Raw genomic sequence first — 21012 nt, 5'->3', positions numbered from 1 at the left:
ATTAATTATGATGTATGAAGTCAAGATTTGACCCTTATGGTTATAAGTGCATAGTCGATTTACTTTGTAATTTCTTTGGTCGGAAAAAACATATAAGATCAAAATTGGCTGTGTACTTCAACCGTTTTTTAAACTAACTTATTGATTTATATCATCAAATTGTGGGGGTTCGTCAGGGCTTGACCCCCTTTGGTTTTGTTTGACCGGAACTTTCTAATGGGTGACCCCTTTGGATTTTTTACGATTTGATAAAATAATTTTAACTAACTCTCGATAAAGAGGGAATACTAGCTTAGCTTAGTTAACCATGGCTGCCAAAGCGGAAGTGAGAGCTGGGTTAGTGTGTTTTCAATATGTGTTAATTTTTCAGATGCCTCGAGCATCTCACTTTGCTCTATATTTATTAAATAAAGCTGATATACAGCAAAGGTGTTAGGGACTGTAGCCGTGTTACAAATTTTGTTTAGTGCGTTTAAAGAAACCGCGAACTTTGAACTGTTCCCAGTTTTTCGGTAAATAAATAATGAGATACACAACAAGCTCGGTAGTGCAATATCTTCGTCACTAACTAAGGCAATGCTCTGCGCTATAAGTTGCTCTGCAAGTACATAGTTTGCATTTGTGCAATGAATAGCGGCTAAGTATCCTTTTGATACCGCAACACAGCGATTATACCCAGATAGATTGGCTACGTTTAGTGATTCAGCGCAAAATATATACGCTAATTCAATATCGCCTTGTAACAAATAACACGCGCCGAGCAGCTGTAAAGCGGTACTCTTAAATAGATTCTTTTCTATTGAATCGGTTGTTATATCACATTCGTTTAAGCATAAATTAGCTGATTGGATTGCAGCGTTTATATCACCAGAATATAAATAGAAAAGTGCATTTGTGCTGTAATAGTGAGCCTTCTCTTGGTTCGCGTGTTGTAATGTGGCATTACATATTACTAAATAATGGTGTGATCTTTTAAACTCACAAGAAAATAGTAAAGTAATTGCAGTGCCTAAATTAGCAGAAAACACTAACGGAAGATCATTCACTTTAATTGCTTTATTAAGGCCTTTATCAAAATATTGTAGTGCTTTTTCATATTGACGATGAATAAGCGCGGCATAACCAAGTTTAATATAGAAGTTGGCCACAATAGCGCTTGGTAATGCGGAGTGAAATGTTGATTTAATTAAAGAAATAGCGAGCTTAATCTTACTGCTCATCATTAGTTCATACAAAAGCCCATCGTTATGCAATTCATTTACTAAAATATCTCGGTTCTCTTCACTCGGGTAAATATCCACTTCTGAACGGGCAATCAAGCTTCCTTTTTCACAATTTAAAGCACTCGCAAGCTTATTTAAATTACTCAGACGTATTCTTGTAACTGAGCCATTAAGCCATCGAGTAAGGGTTTTTTCGCTTACACCTATTTGATTGGCAAGCCATAAATGTTTTATCGATTGCTCTATTATATATTGCTGTAATTGCCCTCGATTTAGAAGGGCAGTTTTTGAGTTGTTCAATTTTCACTCTTGTAATTCGGTATTAAATATTTACGGCTTAGGAGGGATTTCAATTTTGACGAAAGGTTTCCTAACGTAATACTTAAAATGTCCGGTTATGTCCGTGGATTAATTTAGGCACACTTAATATCATATATTGAACACACCCTTGAAGCAACAAAGTGCCTTTTTAAGGTCAACTCAATATTGGATAATAAAATGAAAAAAACAATCTCACTTAGTGCATTCACATTGTTAATGAGTAGTTTTACTACACATGCCAATGAGGCTCAAATAAGAATGGGCGTTGAGCTTGGTACGGGAAAAATAAAAGTAGATAAAGATTTTGCAATTTTAAGCGAAGATTTTGATACTGGCGGATTCTCACTTGGTTATGTACTCGGTTATAAATTTGGAAATAATGTAGTCACAGAAGCTAACTTAGCCTATACATCAAGTGATGGATTATTTGGTACTCTAGATAGCTATGAAACGTATGAATTTAAGGCAATGATAGGATATTCATTTGATTTAGCAACGCACTTTAGGGTTGTGCCAATGGTGGGGTTATCGCGCTGGGAATTAGACACGAGAGAAGGCTTTTTTTTAAACCCAGGCCCTGAGGCAAAGGAAGAATTCACAGGAACTGACTTTACTTATAAAGTAAGATTTGAAGTACCGTTGGGTGATCTGGTTTTACTTTCACTTTCGTATGCGAGTACTGAAGTTGAGTTTGGCCGAAATGAAACAACTCAATTGGGTATATTATTTGAGTTTTAAAGTTCGTAACTAAAAAGCAAAAGGGCTCACCCATTAGAAAGTTCAGGTCAAGCAGGCAGCAGTGTTTTCTTGAACTTTTTATTCAAAAACCAAGTGTTCTTATTATTCAAACTCAATTTAAATATGACTACGCCCCCAGTAATGACGTCGATTGGTGTGAATATGCACCTTGGTTTGAATAAAGAACGCCATATGAATTTAGGCAGTTTAATTAAGGCCCTTGGCTTTCGCCTCAGTCATCGTTTAGTACCAATGTCAGTCCAGTTTCTGGCTGTGTTTACACACTGCGCTGTAACAAGACTGCCCTAGGGTCAAATCTTGACTCCATACATCAAAATTATGGATCGCCTAGTTATCCCTCGTTCATGCTCTTACTTAATCAAAGTTTGAGTAAATAACGTAAAAAAACGTTGCCCTAGAGTAGTACTTTTCTGTATCTTTTTACTAGCTCAAAGGCTATTCAGTCCTTAAATAAGTTTGGGGCTACTTAATAGTGATCTTTAGCTTTAAACTTACAACTATAAAATCAATACTCACAAGGAAGAACACTTGCATATTCAAATTGCAGAACACATTAAATTAGCTCCTTTAGTGGAAAGCGATGCTGCGGATATTTTGAAGACTGTTAATTTAAGTCGGGCAAGTTTAGGTGCATTTTTGCCTTGGGTAGAAGGGGTAAACAATATTGAATCAGCTAAAAAGTACATACTCGACAGAGTAAACAGCGGGCTAAATGGCTCGCGGTGGTTTAAAATTTATTATAAAGATAATCTGAGTGGTGTTTTTGCAGTTAAGTCTATTTGTCCTGATTTGAATATAGCGGAACTTGGTTACTGGTTAAGTAGTGATGCACAAGGCAACGGTATTATCAGTCAAGTAATCGCAAGATTGCCAAGCATACTTAAAAACACAGGCGCTAAAGTCATTGAGTTTAGATGCTTAGAACAAAATGAAGCTAGTATTAAAATTGCTTTAAAATTAGGTGCGAGTTTAGTTAGTACAATTCCAAACTTTGTATCGGTTGATAATACACTACAACAACTTAATATATACCAAGTGACTTTGTGAATAACCCCACGTACTAGACTCTCCAGTAATAACTCCGTCTACTTAATTACTTTTTTCATCAATTTCTTTCCCGCAATTATAACAATCGTTAGTGGGAAGCTTATAACTAGAAATAGAGCGCATTACTTGGTTTTTCTTGCAGGCAGGGCAGGCGTAATTAATTACAGAGATTATAAGCGCAATAGTAAAAACGAAACTACCGATATAAAACGGGTTTGAGTAAAATTGCATACTTGGCTCTGAAAAATTAAAACCGATAATACAGATGATTAAGGCAGTTAAATAAAGTTTAAATTTTAGGCTTTTATTCAAGATTTAAATATCCAATTGGTAAGGGGCTAATAATAAGTGCTTTAGCAGTTTTAACAAATTATTTACTCGATTACTATACTAATACCAACCTGCATAAATCTTTGAGCAATTTAACGAATTAAATTGCACTATAACGTCGTTAAAATTTTTTATTTACGACTGCATGGATGCAGGAGGTAGAGCAATGCAGGGAGCAATTGCCGAGAACAACTAGATACAAAAATTTTTGCCTAGTTCTAGCGTAATTTTCTTAACGTTAAATAGACCCTATATAAGCAGATTGGTATAATTTTTACATAGCGAAAATGTATAGGCATAAAAAAAGCGTTGCCCTTGAGCAACGCTTTTCTGTATTTGTCTAATAGCTGGTAGCTAACTTACTCAGCCGCTAGCTTATTCTGCTGCAAACTTATTCTGCTGCAAGATAGTCCAACACCACTTGATGGTGATCTTTGGTTTTAAACTTATCAAATAGGTGTTTAATTTTACCGTCTTGGCCTACTAAAAACGTCAAGCGGTGAATACCATCGTACTCTTTACCCATAAATTTTTTGTAGCCCCATACACCAAATGCTTCAGCAATGGCGTGGTCTTCATCGGCTAATAGGTCAAAATTAAGCTCTTTTTTAGTTTCAAAGTTTTTAAGACGCTTAATTGGATCTGGGCTAATACCTACAACGCGGGTGTTAAATTTAGCAAGCTGTGCTTGCTCTTCGCGTAGGTTTTCGGCTTGTACAGTACAGCCCGGCGTTGACGCTTTAGGGTAAAAGTACACAAGCACTTGTTGCTCTTTTAACAGCTCACTTAATGTTACTGTTTCGTCGTTTTGGTTTTGTAGGCTAAAAGCGGGTGCAGTATCGCCTGCTTGTAATGGACTAATTGTGTTCATGTTTAGCATCCTTAACGAATTCGTTTAAAAATATAATCTACGTTTAGCGTATGAGAAAGGCTCTCAAAACTAATTTTAAATTGATCTATATCTACATCAACAGGTATGTTGAATTCAAGTTCACAACGCATTTTAATGTTGTCTTCTTGAGAATAAGTGTCTGACTTAAGTGAGCAAATACTAATATTATTGTCGGCAAAAAAGCGCGTTACTTTGCTCAATGTGCCTGGGGTGTCTATGCCAGTGTATTCTAGTGTGTAACCTGCACAAAATTCGCTAGGAGTATGACTCGCTGTGCGCTTCATCATGGTAAGTAGGCCAAGTTCCATGGCTTTGGTTGGCAGTACGTGCTCAATGCGGCTTATTGCAGACATGTCGCCGCTTAGTAGCATTATGAAGGTAAATTCGCAGCCTAAAATAGCAATACGGCTGTCAATAATGTTGCAGTGGCAATCGCTAACGAGTTGGGTTAGTTCACTTACAATACCGGGTCTGTCTTCGCCAATCGCTGTTAAAACAATTTGATGATTTGAAAATGCAGTCATGAGTTCAAATACCTTGTTACTTGGATTATATCAACCGAGTTGGCAACACCAAAAATACACACGAGAAGTTGCACGGCGGCGAAGTTTAACACAAAAAGGGCTCTAAACTACAGCACACGCTAATTAAGCGCTTTTAAAGTACGGTGTTTCTTGTTTTTACTGGCACGGGAAAGTACCATAGCTAAAATTTGCTTATTTGCGCTTAGTTTTATTGCTAAGTTGAAGTGCTGAACTTTATTGCATTTAGGCAGCCAAATAATAAATGTAAAGTTAATATTGATTTTACACTGAACCAAATCGGCATTACCCACTCATATATTTGTTAAAACAATTAAAGGGTATGCTAAGGAGAAATATCTGTGCAGTATTGGATCCCAAAAGCACTTGCAGTAAGTGTATTGGTAAGTTTATCAGGATGTAGTGTATTTACTAATCAAGCACATAATGAGCGTAACTATCGTACGCATGAGCCTGTAAAAGCACCAACGTCGTTATCTCAACCAGCTCAAGACCCAGTTTATAAAATGGATGTAGGTCAATACGACAACAATCCTGAAGCTACAAATTACCGCCCACCGGCACAAGTATTAACAATTGCTAAAGGCAGTTGGGTAGAAGAGACAGATAAACAAGCGCGTATTTATTTTGATAAAAACGATGGCATTGCTGATTTAGATGAATTTCTTTGGGACACGATTCAATCAGTCCTCGCTGATAACAATGCAGCAACCACTAAAGAAGACAAGCTACTAGGTACTATTGAAACTGATTGGTACTCAATTATCAAAACGGAAGAAAGTTTTTGGTGGTGGGGCGATGAAGTTAACGATGACTTAGAAAAATTTAGATTCACTATTGAAGAAAAGTCACATCAGCGTACTGCGTCTTTACGTGTAGAGCTGATTGATTTTAAAGGCGACCATACGCTAACTGATTTGTTAAAACAGCAGTTAGAAGTACGTGCGCTTAACCAAGTAGTGAGCGAGTTTGATTACCGTTACCGTCAACTTGAAGTTGATATGCGTAAACGCCAAGGTATTATTTCTCTTGAAATGGGCTTTGATAACAAAGGTAATGCAGCACTTGTAACTGAGCAATCTTACGAAGCTGTTTTTGACCGTTTCTCTGGATTTTTAGAGCGCTTGTCGTTCACTATTGTTGAAATTAACCCAGATACGGGCTTAATTACTGCTGATTACACTAAACCAGAAACAAGTGTTTGGGATTCAATTTGGGGTGATGACGTAGCTCAACTACCTATTGATGAAGGCCAATACCAAATTTTAGTAAGTAAAACTAAAGAAGGCGGTACTAGCTTAACGTGGATGGATGACAAAGGCGAAACGCTTGAGCCAGGTACTATGAATGGTTTACAACAAGCATTAGAAGCAGCACTCATTCAGCGCGGCATTAAAATTTAAATAATAATAAGTTTTACCACAAAAAGAGCGCTATGCTCTTTTTGTGGTTTTTATAGGTTAATAAATATGTCTCAGCTACCTCATCGTTCACACTACACGTGGCGCACTTGGTTTACTTTTTTGGTTCCTTCGTTAATTGGTGTGTTTTTATTTATGACACCCATTAGTACCTCGCAAGGGATGACCATTCCTATTGCCGTTATGGCAAAAGCGGTTCAAGCAATGATGCTTGGCTCTGCTCAAGCAATTATTACTCTCATTATTTGTATTACAGGGGTTATTTCTGTAATTACTAAAGTGTTTAAACCCGCCGCTATATGTAACTCATCTTTGTTAAAGCATTTATTTGATGTGAGCTGGACATGGCTGGTGGTGCGCTTATTTGGTATGGCGTTTGGTTTAATGACGTACTTAAGCCTAGGCAGCGAGATGATTACCTCGGCCAATACTGGCGCGCTGGTATTAAATGACTTATTGCCGGTGTTGTTTTCGGTATTTATTTTAGCGGGCTTATTACTGCCGCTATTAATTAACTTTGGTCTACTAGAGCTTGCTGGTACGTTAATGACTAAAGTAATGCGCCCTGTATTTGGTGTACCTGGTAGAAGCGCGGTTGACTGTACTGCATCGTGGTTAGGTGATGGTAGTGTGGGTATTTTGATGACTGCAAGGCAGTACGATCAAAAGCACTATACACAACGCGAAGCGGCTATTATTGGTACTACGTTTTCAGCGGTTTCAATTACGTTTAGTTTAGTGGTGCTTGGGCAAGTTAAACTTGAATACCTATTTGCACCGTTTTACGCAACGGTATGTTTAGCCGGTATTGTTGCCGCTATTATTGTGCCGCGATTACCTCCACTGCGCTTTAAAAAAGACTTACTGATTGATGGCACTGAGCCAGATAGAGACGCTGAAACAATTCCGGGTCATAAAACCTTATTTGGTCATTCGTTAGATGTTGCATTAGCTAAAGCAGATAACTCAACGGGTGTTAAAGGTACTATAAAAGAGGGCTTACATAACGCGCTTGATATGGTGTTTGGTGTATTGCCTGTAGTTATGGCGGTAGGTACATTTGCACTGATCATTGCTGAGCATACGCCTATATTTCAGTATTTAGGTATGCCGTTTGTGCCATTTTTAGAGTTATTACAAGTACCCGAAGCGGCAGCAGCGTCGCAAACTATTATGGTTGGTTTTGCTGATATGTTTATTCCGTCAATATTAGCAGCAGGAACAATTGAAAGTGATGTAACGCGCTTTATTATTGCCGCAATGAGTGTAACTCAGCTTATTTATATGTCTGAGGTGGGCGCACTTTTACTTGGCAGTAAAATACCGGTAAATATTTTAGAGTTGTTTATTATATTTATTTTGCGAACGCTAATTACTTTACCTGTTATTGCGCTAATGGCGCATTGGTTAGTAGGCTAAATTAACGAAAATATAATTAAGCGAATTGGTATTATTAAAAAAGCCCTGATTAATCAGGGCTTTTTTGTGTCTGTTGTATTTTTAATATTGGCGTTGGGCTTTTTAAACTCCGTTTTTGCAGAGAGTTTAATCAGCGCAATATTACCAATGACAATAGTAAAAACAACGGCGACAATAATTACAATATGCCAAGTTTGCATCGCAGTATCACTTAATATTTAGTACGTTTAAGTGTGACCGTTTTACGCTATAACAGCAATTAAATTACTCAAAACATAATCAATAACTTTAAAAACAATCAATAACCTTAAAAACGTCTAGCTACCGAAAGCGTTAAAAAGTTAAGCCCTGGGTTTGGCTCTTTAAAGCCTGCGTTTGAATAGTGAATAACTCTAAGGGCAACGTTAGTATGACCAAAGTCGGCAACAAGGCCTATGCGGTCTTCAAACTGGTAGTGAGTACTTATGTTTTTACCGGCAAACTGCGTTTCATCAATCAGTGATACACCAATCCCTGCTTCTACATAAAATGGGGTGTTGTTAAAACTAAAGGCAGGAAATTGCAGCACAGGTGACATAGCAAGTACTAGGTTTGATTGTGTTTCATCGCCGTGGCGGTATTCCCACATATTTACGCTGGTTTCAAAGTAAAAGCGTGCATCACCAATTATATTTTGCATGCTAGGTGCATGATACTGATACGCAAGCTTAACGCCGTTTACGTTACCTTCGCCTTTGAGAAAATCAACGGCATAACCGTGGTTCGATTGAGCAAAAGCAAATTTGCCAAAAAGTGAAACTACTAATACAAAAGAGATAATAAGTGTTTTAAGTGACGTTTTCATAGGTGCCAAATGTCTGTTTGATTCAAGTGATAACTAAATGATAAGGGCGACCTATTAACAATTACAATGAGGACAAAATGCCGGTTGTATATGGCCTGTTAATGGAGTTTTCTAACTGCTTGAATTTATTTTAGTTATTTTATTGGTGCGATTTGGGCATTAATAAGTTGCTTATTTGTGCCTTTTTTATTGCGTATAGTTCGCGTAAATTACAGCCATCTTAATCACACAGACATATACAATTATGAAACTCTTTAAACTATTCGTTTTAGCCACTGCTTTTTTTAGTAGTTCGTTATTTGCACAAACTCAGCAATCGCCAGATCAGTTACTTGAATCAGTAGCCGATAAGCTATTTGCAGACATTGGCCAAGTAAATTCAAAAGGCACAGCAAGCAAAGAAGCGATGGCTGCCATTGTTGAAAAACGTTTAATGCCACATATTGATGTTAAGTTTGTGTCGTTTAAATTATTAGGTAAGCACATTAAAGGCATTGAGCGCGAACAGGCTGTTCAATTTATAGATGCAGTAGAGCATTACTTAACAGGCACATACGCTGGTGCACTAATGAAGTACACAGGTCAAAAAGTAGTATTTGAGCGTAATAACGCAAAAAGTGACTCTGAGTACGCAACAGTTAATACACAAATTATTGAGCCAAATGCGCCTACAATTGACTTAAGTTTTAAGCTTCGTTTAGGTAAAAATGATGAGTGGAAAGTATACGATATTGTTGCCGAAGGCATTTCACTATTAAGTGCTAAGCAAAAAGAGATTATTCAACGTATTTCTGAAGTGGGTTTAGATCAAGTTATTAGCGAGTTAAAAAGTAAATAGACTATTTGTCTGGCTCTGATTAAGCCCAACTCCAACCTCAAAAACGGCCAATTACTTATGTACTTGGCCGTTTTTATATTTGTAAGTAAAGGATTGTTGTTATTGCGTAATTTTGCGCTAGCAGCAAAACAAAGGTGTGCTAGAATATCGACACTTTGATTAAGCGTGGTGTCAGCTAAAAACTGATATAACTTACCACCCCCAAGCCACACTGGAGTTGTGTTGTTTTAATGGAAAATGTACTGATTTGGCCAAAGGAATACCCATTACTTATTAAAGGACTGGTAGAACAAAACGGTGCCTTTATTTTAGATGCTTTGGAAGCTTGGCCTGCTTGTCGTTCTACAAATGAAGACGATGGTGTATGCACCACCGTGTTACCGCCTATTTATTATTTGGCATGGCTAACCCCGCTAGAACCATTTGAAGAATGTTACTTTCAACATATCTCTGAATATGACGAAGACGCACAAGCGTATATTAGTGCGGTTAAAAGCCATTACTACGATAATGAATACACCCCTGAAAGCTTAGTGCTTATGCTATGCCAACGCCTTGAAAAATACGCAAGTGTGGCTGCGCAAAACACCATAGATACGCCACTGTCTTTAGTTGATTTGTTTTTTAGTAAGCGCTATTTCACGTTAATTGAGCATGCGCTAAATAATAACAGTAAGCTTTCGGCAAAGGATACATTAGCGCTTTGGAAAGAAGTTGATTTTAGAGAGCGTTTAAGTGCGTTTATTCCAGAGTCTATTGCTGATTTAGATACTCTTTCTGAACTTGCCAGCGAAAAAGTAGCAGCGGGTAAAGATTATTTTACGTTGCTTACACAGGTTTCTCCTGATGTTGACTCTGTTGTACTGCTAGAAAAAGCATTATTAACGCACCTGCGTAAAAAAACAGCCAAGCAAACAATGGCAATGCGCTTTATTGAGCAAGGCGCTACAGGTGTTCTTGCTGATGAAAACAATAAAACAGCTTTTATGTGGGCCGCCGAAAAAGGCTTTGTAAATGTGGTTGAAACGCTACTTGCAAAGCAAGACAAAAAAGCGGTTGATAATTTAGGTAATACAGCACTTCATTATGCTGTATTTGCTAAAAATGAATCACTTATGGTACTGCTAATTAAAGCCGGATACGACTTTAGAGCGCGCAATAAAGAAGGTTTAAGCTGTTACCGTTTAGCGGTAAGTATAAAAGCCAATAACTTAGTTAAATGCTTAGAACGTGACTTTGGTATTAAAGAGCTTTCGCCAGAAGGGCAGTTTGATCGCATTAAAAAAGTACATGTGCTGCACGCTATCGTCACTATACTGCTGCCTTTACAGTTGTTCTTCTTTTTTGATGAAACACTCTCTATTAAAAGTGAGCTGACGCTGGGTTTAACTATGGCGGCGGTGATTTGTTTTTTCTTTGCAACCACTTTAAAACGTTGCGCGTTATATCCGCATATTAAACACCCTTGGGGTTTATTTGTGCTTAGGGGCTTTTCGTTTATTAGCTTAGTGGCTCAAATAGGGTTAGCGAGCATTGTGGTGCTAGCTGCCTTAAGTGATTTAGTTTAGTCACTTTTAAACAGCTAATAAAAAACGCGCTTAAAGCAATTTAAGCGCGTTTTTTGTATTTATAACCGTTTATGGTTAAGCCTTATTTACCGTGCTCATTTGCTGCTTTTTCTTCAGCTAGTTCTTCTTTAAGCTTACGGATTTTTAACCCCTGCTCTTGTCCGCGATGCCTTGCATAATACGTACAGCCAATAAACATTGAAGAGGCAAACACAAGCTCTAGCAATACCCAAATTAACTCATCTGGCGCTGCCCACAGCATGGTAAGCCCGTGAATAAAATACAGCATTACAACAAAGTTAGCCCACGCATAAGTGTATGTACTGTCTTTAATTATGCCTCTTAACGGCAGTAGTAACGGAATAATAGGCAAAAATAAAGACACTAAACTCGCATTACCATTTAGAGGTGGCACAAAATACATCCACAGTGGAATAAGAACAAGTAAACCTACATAGCCAAATAGTGCGGCACGCTGAAACTTTACTGTAATCGGCTTTTTAGCTGGGTTGTCAGCGGTATTCATTTAAGTTTTCTCGCAATGTGAGTAAGGCGTTTACCAACGCTTTGGCATATTTTAATTTCGTCTTTGCTTAGCTGTGCACTATTAGCGCTGCCAGCAACGTGTGTTGCACCGTATGGTGTTCCACCTGTTTGTGTTGCAAGTAGTTCGGGTACATCGTACGGCACGCCCAGTAGCATCATACCGTGGTGTAATAGTGGCAGAGATAAGTTAAGTAAGGTTGCTTCATTACCACCATGCATACTGCTTGATGACGAAAACACACACGCTGGCTTATCTATTAGCTGACCTTTTAACCATAAGTCGCTGGTAGTTTCCCAAAAGCTTTTAGCTTGAGAGGCCATCATGCCAAATCGCGTTGGCGTACCAAATGCTAAACCATCACAATTTATTAAATCATCTTTGGTTATTACAATGTCGTGCGGATTTTTAGCTACAAAAGTACGCAGCAGGGCAGTTGCGCCTTGTTGCTCAATTGATTCTGCTATTTCGTGAGCCATTGCTTCAACTGAGCCATGGCTTGAGTGGTAAAGTACCACAATGGTTTCGCTCATTATAAAACGCTTAGTACGTTTTCAGGCGGACGACCAATAGCTGCTTTATTGTTATTAACAACAATAGGGCGTTCAATTAGCTTTGGATTTTGTACCATGGCGTCTATTAATGCTGACTCACTGCTTTCATCTTTCAAATTAAGCGCTTTGTAAGCATCTTCTTTAGTGCGCATTAGTTCGCGTACTGATGAAAAACCAAGCTGACTTACAAGCATTGAAATTTGCTCGTGAGTAAGAGGCGTTTTTAAATACTCTACAATATTTGGCTCTACCGCTTTACTTTGCAGTAGCGCCAGCGTTTCGCGCGATTTAGAGCAGCGAGGGTTGTGGTAAATAGTAACAGACATAAAATGATTCCAAAGTGTGAATTGCGTCTATTTTAGGGTAAGCGCTTGCAGACTTAAAGCCTCGCTAGCTCTTTTTGTAAAAGTCGATACTGAGTAAGCAGTGCTTTTAAACGCTGTTGTTTTACAAGTTCTGTTGATTCTACGAAATTAAGCGCTTTTTGGATTTCATCAGCGGCTTTTAAGTAAGCACCATATTGCGCTAATACATCAGCGTTAGCTTCGTGGTAAGAGGCTAATTTATCTTGTTTTTTATACGCGTCAGCAAGGAGTTGTTTACCTAAGTTGTGATCTGGCTTTTCAAGCAAAAAACTCTTTAAAATGTTTTCGGCAAGTTCATATTGCTCAGCTTCAAGTGCTGAGTTGGCATAGTTAAGTGTAATTACCTGATTATTAGGGCGATACTGATTTAAATCCGCTAAAAATTTAACGGCTTCATCTGCCTTTTTTTGTGCGATGAGTAAATCGGTATGAGTGTCTATATAGAATAGGTTTTTAGGATCGTTTTTTAAAAGCTCATCTAACATTGGCGCTGCTTCATCAAGCTTTTTTTGATCAAGCAAACTAATAGCTAAACCGTATTTTAATGCTGTATTGTTGTAGGTGTTTTCGCGAAGGAGCTTTCTAAATAGGTCTTCCGCTTTTTCTGGTTTGTTGTAATAACGTGCCAGTACGCGACTTTTTGCTAAACTAAACTCAAGGCTCGCGTTTATATGGCGTTGAGGATACTGCTCTGCCCGCAAGCGTACGTCTGATACGCGGCTCTCTGGTAATGGGTGAGTAAGCAAAAACGCAGGTGGCTTGTATTTATAGCGAATTTGCGCTGCAAGTTTAGTTAAAAATTCGCTCGATGCACGTGCATCAAAACCCGCATTATTAAGAGTTTGCATACCTATACGGTCGGCTTCTTGCTCGGCTGAGCGGCTATGCGTTAACTGACTAAAAGCAGACTGCGTTTGGCTCGCTGATATAATGGCAATGCCGGCGTCGGGTGCAACAACTGTTGCCAGTATACCGGCAATCATACCGGCAATGGTCAGCGCGCTGTTATCCTGTTGTTGTTGAATTCTACGTGCTAAGTGGCGCTGTGTTACGTGAGCAATTTCGTGGCCAAGTACAGAGGCAAACTGGCTCTCGTTATCGGCTTGTGCTATTAACCCTGTGTGCACACCTACATGCCCGCCGTAAAAGGCGAAGGCGTTTATTTCTGAGTTGTTTATCCAAAAAAACGAAAACGGAAAGCGCACATCGTTAGCATTAGCCACCAATTTACGGCCAATAGTCGTGAGGTATTCATCTAGCACAGGATCGTTTATAACTGGCGATGAACCGCGTATTTGCATCATCATTACTTCGCCAATAGCTTTTTCTTTTTCAAGTGGCAGCGCTTGTAATGCAGATGTTCCTAAATCAGGAAGAGTAAAGTTAGTTTGCGCTTTTAAAGGTTCGCTTACTAATAAGCTGAACGTAAGCGCGGCACTGCATAAAGTGATAAATGCTGATTTTAGCTGCATTTTATTCCTTGTTAATTGGTTCGCCAATTGCAATTTTGGCTATGTCTATTTCGTCACTGCTTGCACGGCTGTCTTTTTCGCACAATTGGTATAGTTCTTTTATTGTGACTCCATCAAGCTTTACAACGTTCAATTCTCGCTGCAAAAAAGTAATAATTTTATGTACTACTTTATGTGCATGTAAAATAATGGCTTTATCTGCTTTGTCGCCTCGTTCAAAATAAAAGCCAATAAACTTATGTAATTGATTTATTCTGATTAGATTTTTCATTGAATGCGGATCCCACACTCTAAATTCCATAAAGCGATTATCTTTTACGTATTGGTCAACAATAACATCTTTAGCATAAGGCTGTGCCCATAACTCAAAGCCTCTGTCGGTAAATACTTGGTGCAGCGCTATACGTGGCTTATGTTTAGTATGTATTACACCAAAGCTGTCTTCATGGCCTTCTAATAAATCTAAGTTCCAATTGCGTTTATCTATAAGTTGTTTAACTGCATTGTCGAATCCATGATCTAAAATTCCTTCTGATTCGCTTATTGATGAGGCAACAAGATGATAAAAAGGAGGAAGTTCGCCCCAATTAATTTGCTTTTTAAACCAATTAATCTCTTTGAGTGTTGGATTACTGGGTAGTTGCGCTTTATTATGCGTTCCAGGCATTAACTTATCCTTACTGCTAGTTATGCTATAAGGATAAACTATTGCAGGTGTTGTTTTAAGAAAAAGTTACAACGGTTCACGTTTTATAAATACGTAGACCGACAATATGCGACTTATTATTCATTTACTATACGGATAAAGTAGTTATGGTGGAGCGCGATTTAAAAGAGTTTGAGTGTCCTCAGCAATTTGTGCAGTTTAAACTTGCGCTACGAAGTGCACAGTCATCAAAACATCGCATCACCTTTAGTCTTAATAAAGGTGAAAGTGCGAACGATATTGAACGTTTTTTGCAAAAAAATGCTTATAGTTACAATTTTGATAAACAACGTGGGTTGTTATTAGTGGAGCCATTACATGTTTGAATACGTAAAAACATGGTACGAAAGGAAGTTCTCGGATCCTCATTCGTCTACCTTATTATTTTTATTATTGGCCTCTGTGGCCTTACTTTACTTTTTTGGCTCGTTAATTGTTCCTGTGCTTGTAGCATTGGTTATTGCTTATTTACTTGATTGGCCGGTTATTCATTTAGAGCGCGTTGGCTTAAAACGTTTTACTGCAACGATTATTGTAATGTTGATATTTATTAGCATTATGCTCACCCTTATTTTGGTTATTGGCCCAGTGCTTTGGAAGCAAACCAGTAACTTAGTGCAAGAAACCCCGCATATGTTAGAGCAAGGGAAGTCTTATTTAATGGCTTTACCTGAACAATACCCAAGTTTAATTAACATAGATCAAGTACAAGCTATTGTTGCAACGGTAGAAGCTAAAATCATTGAGTTTGGTCAAACTGTATTGTCGTTTTCACTTACGTCATTAAAAGATGTTGTTGCATGGCTTATATATTTAGTACTTGTGCCGTTACTGGTGTTTTTTATGCTTAAAGATAAGCTGGAGCTAACGGGGAGTATTGCTAAACTGATCCCGCAGCAACGACGCTTAATTTTGCAAGTGTGGCACGAAATGAATCAACAAATTATGAATTACATTCGCGGTAAAGTGTTTGAAATTTTAATTGTTGGTGGTGTGTCTTTTATTGCATTTACTGTTTTAGATTTACGCTACGCCGCATTACTTGGTGTGCTTGTTGGCTTGTCGGTATTAATTCCATTTATTGGCGCGGCACTCGTCACTATTCCGGTAGCGGCAGTTGCGCTGTTTCAGTTTGGATTAGAAACACAGTTTTGGACCATTTTAATTATTTACGGAATTATTCAGGCGCTTGATGGCAACGTGCTTGTGCCACTGCTGTTTTCTGAGGCGGTTGATTTAAATCCGGTATTTATAATTGTCGCGGTATTATTTTTTGGTGGCTTGTGGGGATTTTGGGGCGTATTTTTTGCCATCCCGTTGGCTTCATTAGTAAAAGCGCTAATAACAGCTTGGTCGTCAACGCATGAAGAGATAAGTAAAGAGGCCAGTGAATAATTAAGTAAACAGACTTTTAGTCTAAAAAAGAATAGTAAACGCACCTCTAGTGCTAATTGATTATTACTCATTACCTGTAAATTTATGTACTATTGGTAATAAGATATATTTTTTAGTAATAAGGTGCGTTTTTTAATGTCTGAGTTTTTATTGCACGATGAGCCAGTAAAACAAGTTTACCTTGATGCAAACGCAACGACCCCTGTGTTGCCTTGTATTGCTGATGTTGTTTCTCATACCATGCAAATATGTTTTGGTAATCCTTCAAGTCCGCACATTACAGGTATACAAGCCAAGCATTTATTAGAACAAACACGTCAAAAAGCACACACGGTTATTGGCGCAAGTAATGGCGATATTTTATTTACCTCTGGCGCAACAGAAGGCATTCAAACTGCGGTGGTTTCTACGCTAATTGATGCTAAAAAACACCCGATTAAAAACCCTGTATTGTTATATGGTGCAACTGAGCATAAAGCGGTGCCAAATACACTTAAACACTGGAATAGCGTACTTGACGTTAATGCTGAGGTGCTTGCTATTCCGGTTGATAGTAACGGTATTTTAGATTTAGATTTTATAGCTAAACATATCGATAACGCTTTGATGATTTGCACCATGGCCGTTAATAACGAAACCGGTGTATATCAAGATTTACCCGCTATTGAGCAGGTAATTCGTAGCCGTAATAAAAATGTATCGTGGATGGTGGATTGCGTGCAGGCGCTCGGTAAACAAGCGCTCGCGCTGAGTGATACAACAATAGACTACGCACCTTTTTCGGGGCATAAGCTTTATGCACCTAAAGGTATTGGTTTTTTATATATTCGTAGTGGCAGTGCGTACACACCTTTTATAGCGGGTGGCGGTCAAGAAAGTGGAATGCGCTCAGGCACCGAAAATCTACCCGGTATTGCAGGGTTAAATAAGCTATTTAGTATGTTGCTTGATAAATCAGACGATACATTTAAACCAATTAGCATACTTAACTCTTATCGAAGCCAGTTACAAAGCGCGATAAAAGACACCTTTGGCGATATTACATTCAATCATGATTTTGCTTATAGCGTGCCTACCACACTTAACTTTGCTGTTAACGATTTAACGAGCAAAGAAGTGATTGATTTATTTGACGCTGCGGGCATTCGTGTAAGTGGAGGCTCGGCTTGTAGTACAGGCGCATCAACAAGTTTTGTTTTAGATGCAATGGGTGCAAGTAAGTGGCAAAGCGAAAACGCGATTAGGCTATCGTTTGGACCTGCTGCAACACAACACGATATTGATGATGCTTGTGTGCGTATTTGCGCTCTTAAAGCAATACTACAGGCAAACTGTTTAATCGTATCTGACAGCACCACACCACAACAAGAAGTATGCGCACTGGGCCTTACTCAATTTAGGCACCAAGGTGCATGTAGTTGGCTTTATGTGAGCGATGATAAACACGCTGTAATTATCGATCCTATTATTGAGCTTATTCCGCGCTTTGAAAAAATAGCTAATACACAAAACTTAACTATATCGGCGGTGCTTAATACTCATCTGCATCAAGAGCGAGAGTCAGCGACTAATTTACTAACCAGCGTTCTTGACTCAAGAGTTATAAAAGGTGAGGTTGATTCGCTAGGTTGGCCGCTAAATACAGCAAGTATTAACTTGGCAAACGACGTACTTGAAAAAGTAGTTACACCTGGGCACAGCAAAGACAGTGTAAGTTATTTATTAAAAAACAGTAATGGCGAAACGCGTTACTGTTTTTGTGGTGATTTAATACTGCCTGCAGGGCTTGGCAATACATCGCTTATAGGTGGGGATGCAAAAGCAATGGCACGCTCTATTTTAGCAATGAGCGAGCAACTTAATAGCACCAGCATTATTTGCTCAGGGCACGATTACCAACAATGTTTTGCCATGAACTGGGCTGTACAGCAAAACCAAACACCATTACTTGATGCGTTAGTGAGCGGCAGTATTTCAGTTGATGAATTTGCAATACAAAAACAGCAGTACGACGCTTCAAAACAAGTAGATAACACGCAATTGTGTGGTTATGTAAATGCGTTACCTGAGGTTGATACACAGCAATTAAATTTTGATGACGCTAAAGTAATGTTAAACACCAGCGATACATATTTAATAGATACTCGGGAGCCGTATGAGCATGGAGCAAATAATGTTGCTCAGTTATTTAATACGCTAGATGAAAAAACATTAAATATACCACTTAGCAGAATGGCAAATGCGGTATTTGAAGGGCAATTAAACAAAAATAACAAGTACATTTTATTATGCCGTAGTGGTAACCGCTCAAAAATTGCTGCAACTAATTTAATGCAACTAGGATACAAAACGGTTTATAACCTAAGTGGCGGGTTAGCGCTTAGTAATTAAACAAAGATTGTAATTTATACAAAATCGGCTTTAGGGCCGATTTTTTTTGTTTTTAAGGTTTATTTGCTCGCAAGGTAAACAAGCCCTAGGGCCTGTTGACCTTTCAGGATTAAAATTTGTTCAATCTAGGGGCTATTTAATCGCGGCGTGAGGTTTATAACCTAGTGGGCTAAGTAAAAACCGAGTAACAAAGAGTAAATTGCCCCTAGGCAGAACCCTTCGGGCAGCGCATGTTTGGCATTTATTCCACGTTATCGCCTATTTATGGGGAATAACCACACTACATAGGCTCTGCCTTGCCTAAATGCCAAACACACTGCTGCAAATTTAACTTCGAAAGATAAACAGGCCCTAATAATTAGTGAATAACTATAAAAAGTAATTATTGTGCTGAGAAAAATTCATTAATATTTCATTTTGATTGATTAAGCTATCCCGTTGCCTTTAAAATTGCGGGTAAATTAATTTATAAAATTTTTATGATACCGGTGTCAAAAGCTAAAAATTGCGTTATCATCTGCATCTAAAATTATAAAAACAGCACTTTTTTTGCATTTTTAGTTATACTATCGGCGCTTAATTTTAGTGTAAATAAGCAGTGTTAAGAGTTCTGCTTTTATAAAAAACATTTTTAAATCAATTGATTGAAAAAACTAGAGGATATTTCCATGTCTAACCGAACGCAACTAGCAAGTTGGCAAGCACTAGAGCAAAGTGCAGCTAAGATGAAACAAACACATCTGAAAACGTTATTTGCACAAGATGACACGCGCTTTTCTCAGTTTTCGACTCAAGTACCTGGCGTATTATTCGACTATTCTAAGCAACTTATTGATAACGATGTTTTTGCAAACTTAATGTCGCTTGCTAAAGAATGCGATATTGCATCGTGGCGCGATAAAATGTTTAGCGGTGAAAAAATCAATATCACCGAGGATCGCTCAGTACTACATACGGCACTTCGTAATCGTGCTCACACTCCATTAATAGTAGATGGCGAAAACGTAACACAAGCCGTAGACAACGAATTAGCTAAAATTAAAGTGTTTGTAGAAAAAGTTCGTAGCGGTAAATGGTTAGGCTATACCGGTAAAGCGGTAAAAGATGTGGTAAGTATTGGCGTAGGTGGTTCTAACCTTGGCCCACAAATGGCAACAGAGGCATTAAAAGCACTTGCTGATGATACGTTAAATGTTCATTACGTATCTAATGCTGACGGTGTACAAATTTCGTCTATATTAAAAGCCATTGACCCTGAAACAACATTATTTGTTATTTCGTCAAAAACATTTACTACGTCAGAAACTATGACAAACGCTAAAACAGCGGTTGACTGGTTTTTACAAACAACAAAAGATGAAAGTACAATTGCAAAACACTTTGTTGCAGTAAGTACAAATTTAGAAAAAACGGCAGCTTTTGGTATCAGCGACGAAAACGTATTCACTATGTGGGATTGGGTTGGCGGTCGCTTTTCACTTTGGAGTGCGATAGGCTTACCAATTGCTTTATATTTAGGCTACGACGCCTTTGAAGCAATTTTAGAAGGCGCGTTTGAAATAGACGAGCACTTTAAATCTGCGCCGTTTGAGCAAAATATACCATTAATTATGGCATTGCTTAGTGTATGGAATACGAGCTTTTTAGGCTACACAGCGCAAGCTATATTACCGTACGACCAATCACTGCATATGTTGCCTGCTTATTTACAGCAAGGCGAAATGGAAAGTAACGGTAAACACGTTAACTTTGCAGGCGAAACGGTACCTTATACTACAGTTCCAATTATTTGGGGCATGACGGGTATTAATGGTCAGCACGCGTTTTATCAGTGTTTACACCAAGGTAATGTAATTGTACCTGCAGATTTTATTGCATCAGTTAAGCCACAAGTGAATGTTGATAAGCATCACGATATTTTATTATCAAACTTCTTTGCACAAACAGAAGCGATGATGAGTGGTGTAGATGCAACGCAAGTTACTGCTGATTTAACCGCTAAGGGTAAATCGCAAGCAGAGATTGATGAGTTATTAAATCATAAAATTCATCAAGGCAATCGTCCTACAACGTCTATGCTATTAGATACAGTAGATGCTAAAACAGTGGGCCGTTTAATTGCACTGTATGAGCATAAGATATTTTGCCAAGGCATTATTTTAGAAATATGTTCGTTTGACCAATGGGGTGTAGAACTGGGTAAAGGTTTAGCATCTAAAATTGAGAGTGAACTCACTGATGAAAGCGTTAAACATGCTCATGATAGTTCGACAAACGGCTTAATGGCGTACTACAAACAAAACCGTACGCAGTAAAAAATTCGCTTACGCAAGTAAGTAAACCGAGTACCTTTGAACGGGTAGCGCTGGAGTGCTTAGGGT

20 protein-coding genes are annotated in these 21012 nt (G+C 38.4%); 10 read left to right on the top strand and 10 right to left on the bottom strand.

Annotated elements, in window-relative coordinates:
* Positions 1-287: 287 nt before the first annotated feature.
* The gene (locus I6F50_RS17905; protein ID WP_197142191.1) at positions 288-1523 is read right to left on the bottom strand and encodes a helix-turn-helix transcriptional regulator; all 1236 of its coding nucleotides are present in this window, start codon (positions 1521-1523) and stop codon (positions 288-290) included.
* Positions 1524-1721: 198 nt separating this feature from the next.
* Between I6F50_RS17905 and I6F50_RS17900 the strand changes: the two genes are divergently transcribed.
* Together I6F50_RS17900 and I6F50_RS17895 are read left to right on the top strand one after the other, a co-directional pair.
* Entirely contained in the window at positions 1722-2282 is a 561-nt protein-coding gene (locus tag I6F50_RS17900; RefSeq protein WP_231613035.1) for an outer membrane beta-barrel protein, read from the top strand.
* 549 nt (positions 2283-2831) lie between these two features.
* A complete protein-coding gene (locus I6F50_RS17895) occupies positions 2832-3350 on the top strand; it encodes a GNAT family N-acetyltransferase (RefSeq protein WP_165741693.1) in 519 nt (172 codons plus the stop codon).
* 721 nt (positions 3351-4071) lie between these two features.
* Here I6F50_RS17895 and bcp read toward each other — a convergent pair.
* Both bcp and I6F50_RS17885 read right to left on the bottom strand, forming a co-directional pair.
* Complete coding sequence (bcp, locus tag I6F50_RS17890; protein WP_197176907.1) at positions 4072-4551, bottom strand: thioredoxin-dependent thiol peroxidase; 480 nt, start codon at positions 4549-4551, stop codon at positions 4072-4074.
* Between the two features lie 11 nt (positions 4552-4562).
* Positions 4563-5096, bottom strand: a complete 534-nt coding sequence (locus tag I6F50_RS17885; RefSeq protein WP_007583906.1) for a glycine cleavage system protein R — start codon at positions 5094-5096, stop codon at positions 4563-4565.
* Positions 5097-5455: 359 nt separating this feature from the next.
* On the opposite strand from I6F50_RS17885, the gene bamC reads away from it, so the two are divergent.
* Positions 5456-6517, top strand: coding sequence for an outer membrane protein assembly factor BamC (bamC, locus tag I6F50_RS17880; protein WP_165728192.1), 1062 nt, complete (start codon positions 5456-5458; stop codon positions 6515-6517).
* Positions 6518-6583: 66 nt separating this feature from the next.
* Complete coding sequence (locus I6F50_RS17875) at positions 6584-7954, top strand: YjiH family protein (RefSeq protein WP_165728193.1); 1371 nt, start codon at positions 6584-6586, stop codon at positions 7952-7954.
* A 53-nt stretch (positions 7955-8007) separates the two neighbouring features.
* On the opposite strand, the gene I6F50_RS17870 is transcribed toward I6F50_RS17875, so the two are convergent.
* Both I6F50_RS17870 and I6F50_RS17865 read right to left on the bottom strand, forming a co-directional pair.
* Positions 8008-8154 carry a DUF2897 family protein gene (locus I6F50_RS17870; protein ID WP_165728194.1) on the bottom strand — a complete coding sequence of 49 codons (147 nt, stop codon included), beginning with the start codon at positions 8152-8154 and terminating at the stop codon, positions 8008-8010.
* A gap of 107 nt (positions 8155-8261) precedes the next feature.
* On the bottom strand, positions 8262-8798 hold the full coding sequence (locus I6F50_RS17865; RefSeq protein WP_165728195.1) for an acyloxyacyl hydrolase: 537 nt from the start codon (positions 8796-8798) through the stop codon (positions 8262-8264).
* Between the two features lie 244 nt (positions 8799-9042).
* On the opposite strand from I6F50_RS17865, the gene I6F50_RS17860 reads away from it, so the two are divergent.
* Together I6F50_RS17860 and I6F50_RS17855 are read left to right on the top strand one after the other, a co-directional pair.
* Positions 9043-9636 carry a phospholipid-binding protein MlaC gene (locus I6F50_RS17860; RefSeq protein WP_007583914.1) on the top strand — a complete coding sequence of 198 codons (594 nt, stop codon included), beginning with the start codon at positions 9043-9045 and terminating at the stop codon, positions 9634-9636.
* A 230-nt stretch (positions 9637-9866) separates the two neighbouring features.
* Positions 9867-11204: an ankyrin repeat domain-containing protein gene (locus I6F50_RS17855; RefSeq protein WP_165728196.1), complete on the top strand. Its 1338-nt coding sequence runs from the start codon at positions 9867-9869 to the stop codon at positions 11202-11204.
* 82 nt (positions 11205-11286) lie between these two features.
* Here the strand turns inward: I6F50_RS17855 and I6F50_RS17850 are convergent, their stop codons facing one another.
* Genes I6F50_RS17850 through I6F50_RS17830 form a run of 5 tightly spaced genes read right to left on the bottom strand, consistent with a single transcriptional unit; the run spans position 11287 to position 14806 of the window.
* Positions 11287-11730, bottom strand: coding sequence for a DUF2069 domain-containing protein (locus I6F50_RS17850; RefSeq protein WP_024608624.1), 444 nt, complete (start codon positions 11728-11730; stop codon positions 11287-11289).
* On the bottom strand, positions 11727-12281 hold the full coding sequence (gene wrbA, locus I6F50_RS17845; RefSeq protein ID WP_165728198.1) for an NAD(P)H:quinone oxidoreductase: 555 nt from the start codon (positions 12279-12281) through the stop codon (positions 11727-11729). The genes I6F50_RS17850 and wrbA overlap by 4 nt, the downstream gene beginning before the upstream one ends.
* Positions 12281-12628, bottom strand: coding sequence for an arsenate reductase (glutaredoxin) (gene arsC / locus I6F50_RS17840; protein ID WP_197176906.1), 348 nt, complete (start codon positions 12626-12628; stop codon positions 12281-12283). Before arsC ends, wrbA begins: the two co-directional genes overlap by 1 nt.
* Positions 12629-12681: 53 nt before the next feature.
* Positions 12682-14139: a M48 family metalloprotease gene (locus I6F50_RS17835; RefSeq protein ID WP_165728200.1), complete on the bottom strand. Its 1458-nt coding sequence runs from the start codon at positions 14137-14139 to the stop codon at positions 12682-12684.
* A gap of 1 nt (position 14140) precedes the next feature.
* Positions 14141-14806 (bottom strand): hypothetical protein, encoded by a 666-nt coding sequence (locus I6F50_RS17830; protein ID WP_165728201.1) that lies wholly within the window; start codon positions 14804-14806, stop codon positions 14141-14143.
* 146 nt (positions 14807-14952) lie between these two features.
* Here I6F50_RS17830 and I6F50_RS17825 point away from each other — a divergent pair, with 146 nt between their 5' ends.
* From I6F50_RS17825 to pgi, 4 genes are all read left to right on the top strand, one after another.
* Complete coding sequence (locus I6F50_RS17825) at positions 14953-15171, top strand: hypothetical protein (protein ID WP_165741202.1); 219 nt, start codon at positions 14953-14955, stop codon at positions 15169-15171.
* A complete protein-coding gene (locus I6F50_RS17820) occupies positions 15164-16240 on the top strand; it encodes an AI-2E family transporter (RefSeq protein WP_165728202.1) in 1077 nt (358 codons plus the stop codon). The genes I6F50_RS17825 and I6F50_RS17820 overlap by 8 nt, the downstream gene beginning before the upstream one ends.
* 135 nt (positions 16241-16375) lie before the next feature.
* Positions 16376-18631, top strand: coding sequence for an aminotransferase class V-fold PLP-dependent enzyme (locus I6F50_RS17815; protein WP_165741203.1), 2256 nt, complete (start codon positions 16376-16378; stop codon positions 18629-18631).
* 668 nt (positions 18632-19299) lie between these two features.
* Positions 19300-20946 (top strand): glucose-6-phosphate isomerase, encoded by a 1647-nt coding sequence (gene pgi / locus I6F50_RS17810; RefSeq protein ID WP_165741604.1) that lies wholly within the window; start codon positions 19300-19302, stop codon positions 20944-20946.
* Positions 20947-21012 lie beyond the last annotated feature (66 nt).

It is taken from the genome of Pseudoalteromonas sp. NZS127_1, from assembly GCF_015864295.1.
GTDB lineage: Bacteria > Pseudomonadota > Gammaproteobacteria > Enterobacterales > Alteromonadaceae > Pseudoalteromonas > Pseudoalteromonas arctica.
This window is presented reverse-complemented; position numbering and strand designations above follow the sequence as displayed.

Coding starts and splice junctions, on each gene's coding strand:
- I6F50_RS17900 (WP_231613035.1), top strand. CDS start 1,722: ATGAAAAAAACAATCTCACTTAGTGCATTCACATTGTTAATGAGTAGT.
- bcp (WP_197176907.1), bottom strand. CDS start 4,551: ATGAACACAATTAGTCCATTACAAGCAGGCGATACTGCACCCGCTTTT.
- I6F50_RS17885 (WP_007583906.1), bottom strand. CDS start 5,096: ATGACTGCATTTTCAAATCATCAAATTGTTTTAACAGCGATTGGCGAA.
- I6F50_RS17875 (WP_165728193.1), top strand. CDS start 6,584: ATGTCTCAGCTACCTCATCGTTCACACTACACGTGGCGCACTTGGTTT.
- I6F50_RS17870 (WP_165728194.1), bottom strand. CDS start 8,154: ATGCAAACTTGGCATATTGTAATTATTGTCGCCGTTGTTTTTACTATT.
- I6F50_RS17865 (WP_165728195.1), bottom strand. CDS start 8,798: ATGAAAACGTCACTTAAAACACTTATTATCTCTTTTGTATTAGTAGTT.
- I6F50_RS17860 (WP_007583914.1), top strand. CDS start 9,043: ATGAAACTCTTTAAACTATTCGTTTTAGCCACTGCTTTTTTTAGTAGT.
- I6F50_RS17855 (WP_165728196.1), top strand. CDS start 9,867: ATGGAAAATGTACTGATTTGGCCAAAGGAATACCCATTACTTATTAAA.
- I6F50_RS17850 (WP_024608624.1), bottom strand. CDS start 11,730: ATGAATACCGCTGACAACCCAGCTAAAAAGCCGATTACAGTAAAGTTT.
- wrbA (WP_165728198.1), bottom strand. CDS start 12,281: ATGAGCGAAACCATTGTGGTACTTTACCACTCAAGCCATGGCTCAGTT.
- arsC (WP_197176906.1), bottom strand. CDS start 12,628: ATGTCTGTTACTATTTACCACAACCCTCGCTGCTCTAAATCGCGCGAA.
- I6F50_RS17835 (WP_165728200.1), bottom strand. CDS start 14,139: ATGCAGCTAAAATCAGCATTTATCACTTTATGCAGTGCCGCGCTTACG.
- I6F50_RS17830 (WP_165728201.1), bottom strand. CDS start 14,806: ATGCCTGGAACGCATAATAAAGCGCAACTACCCAGTAATCCAACACTC.
- I6F50_RS17825 (WP_165741202.1), top strand. CDS start 14,953: ATGGTGGAGCGCGATTTAAAAGAGTTTGAGTGTCCTCAGCAATTTGTG.
- I6F50_RS17820 (WP_165728202.1), top strand. CDS start 15,164: ATGTTTGAATACGTAAAAACATGGTACGAAAGGAAGTTCTCGGATCCT.
- I6F50_RS17815 (WP_165741203.1), top strand. CDS start 16,376: ATGTCTGAGTTTTTATTGCACGATGAGCCAGTAAAACAAGTTTACCTT.
- pgi (WP_165741604.1), top strand. CDS start 19,300: ATGTCTAACCGAACGCAACTAGCAAGTTGGCAAGCACTAGAGCAAAGT.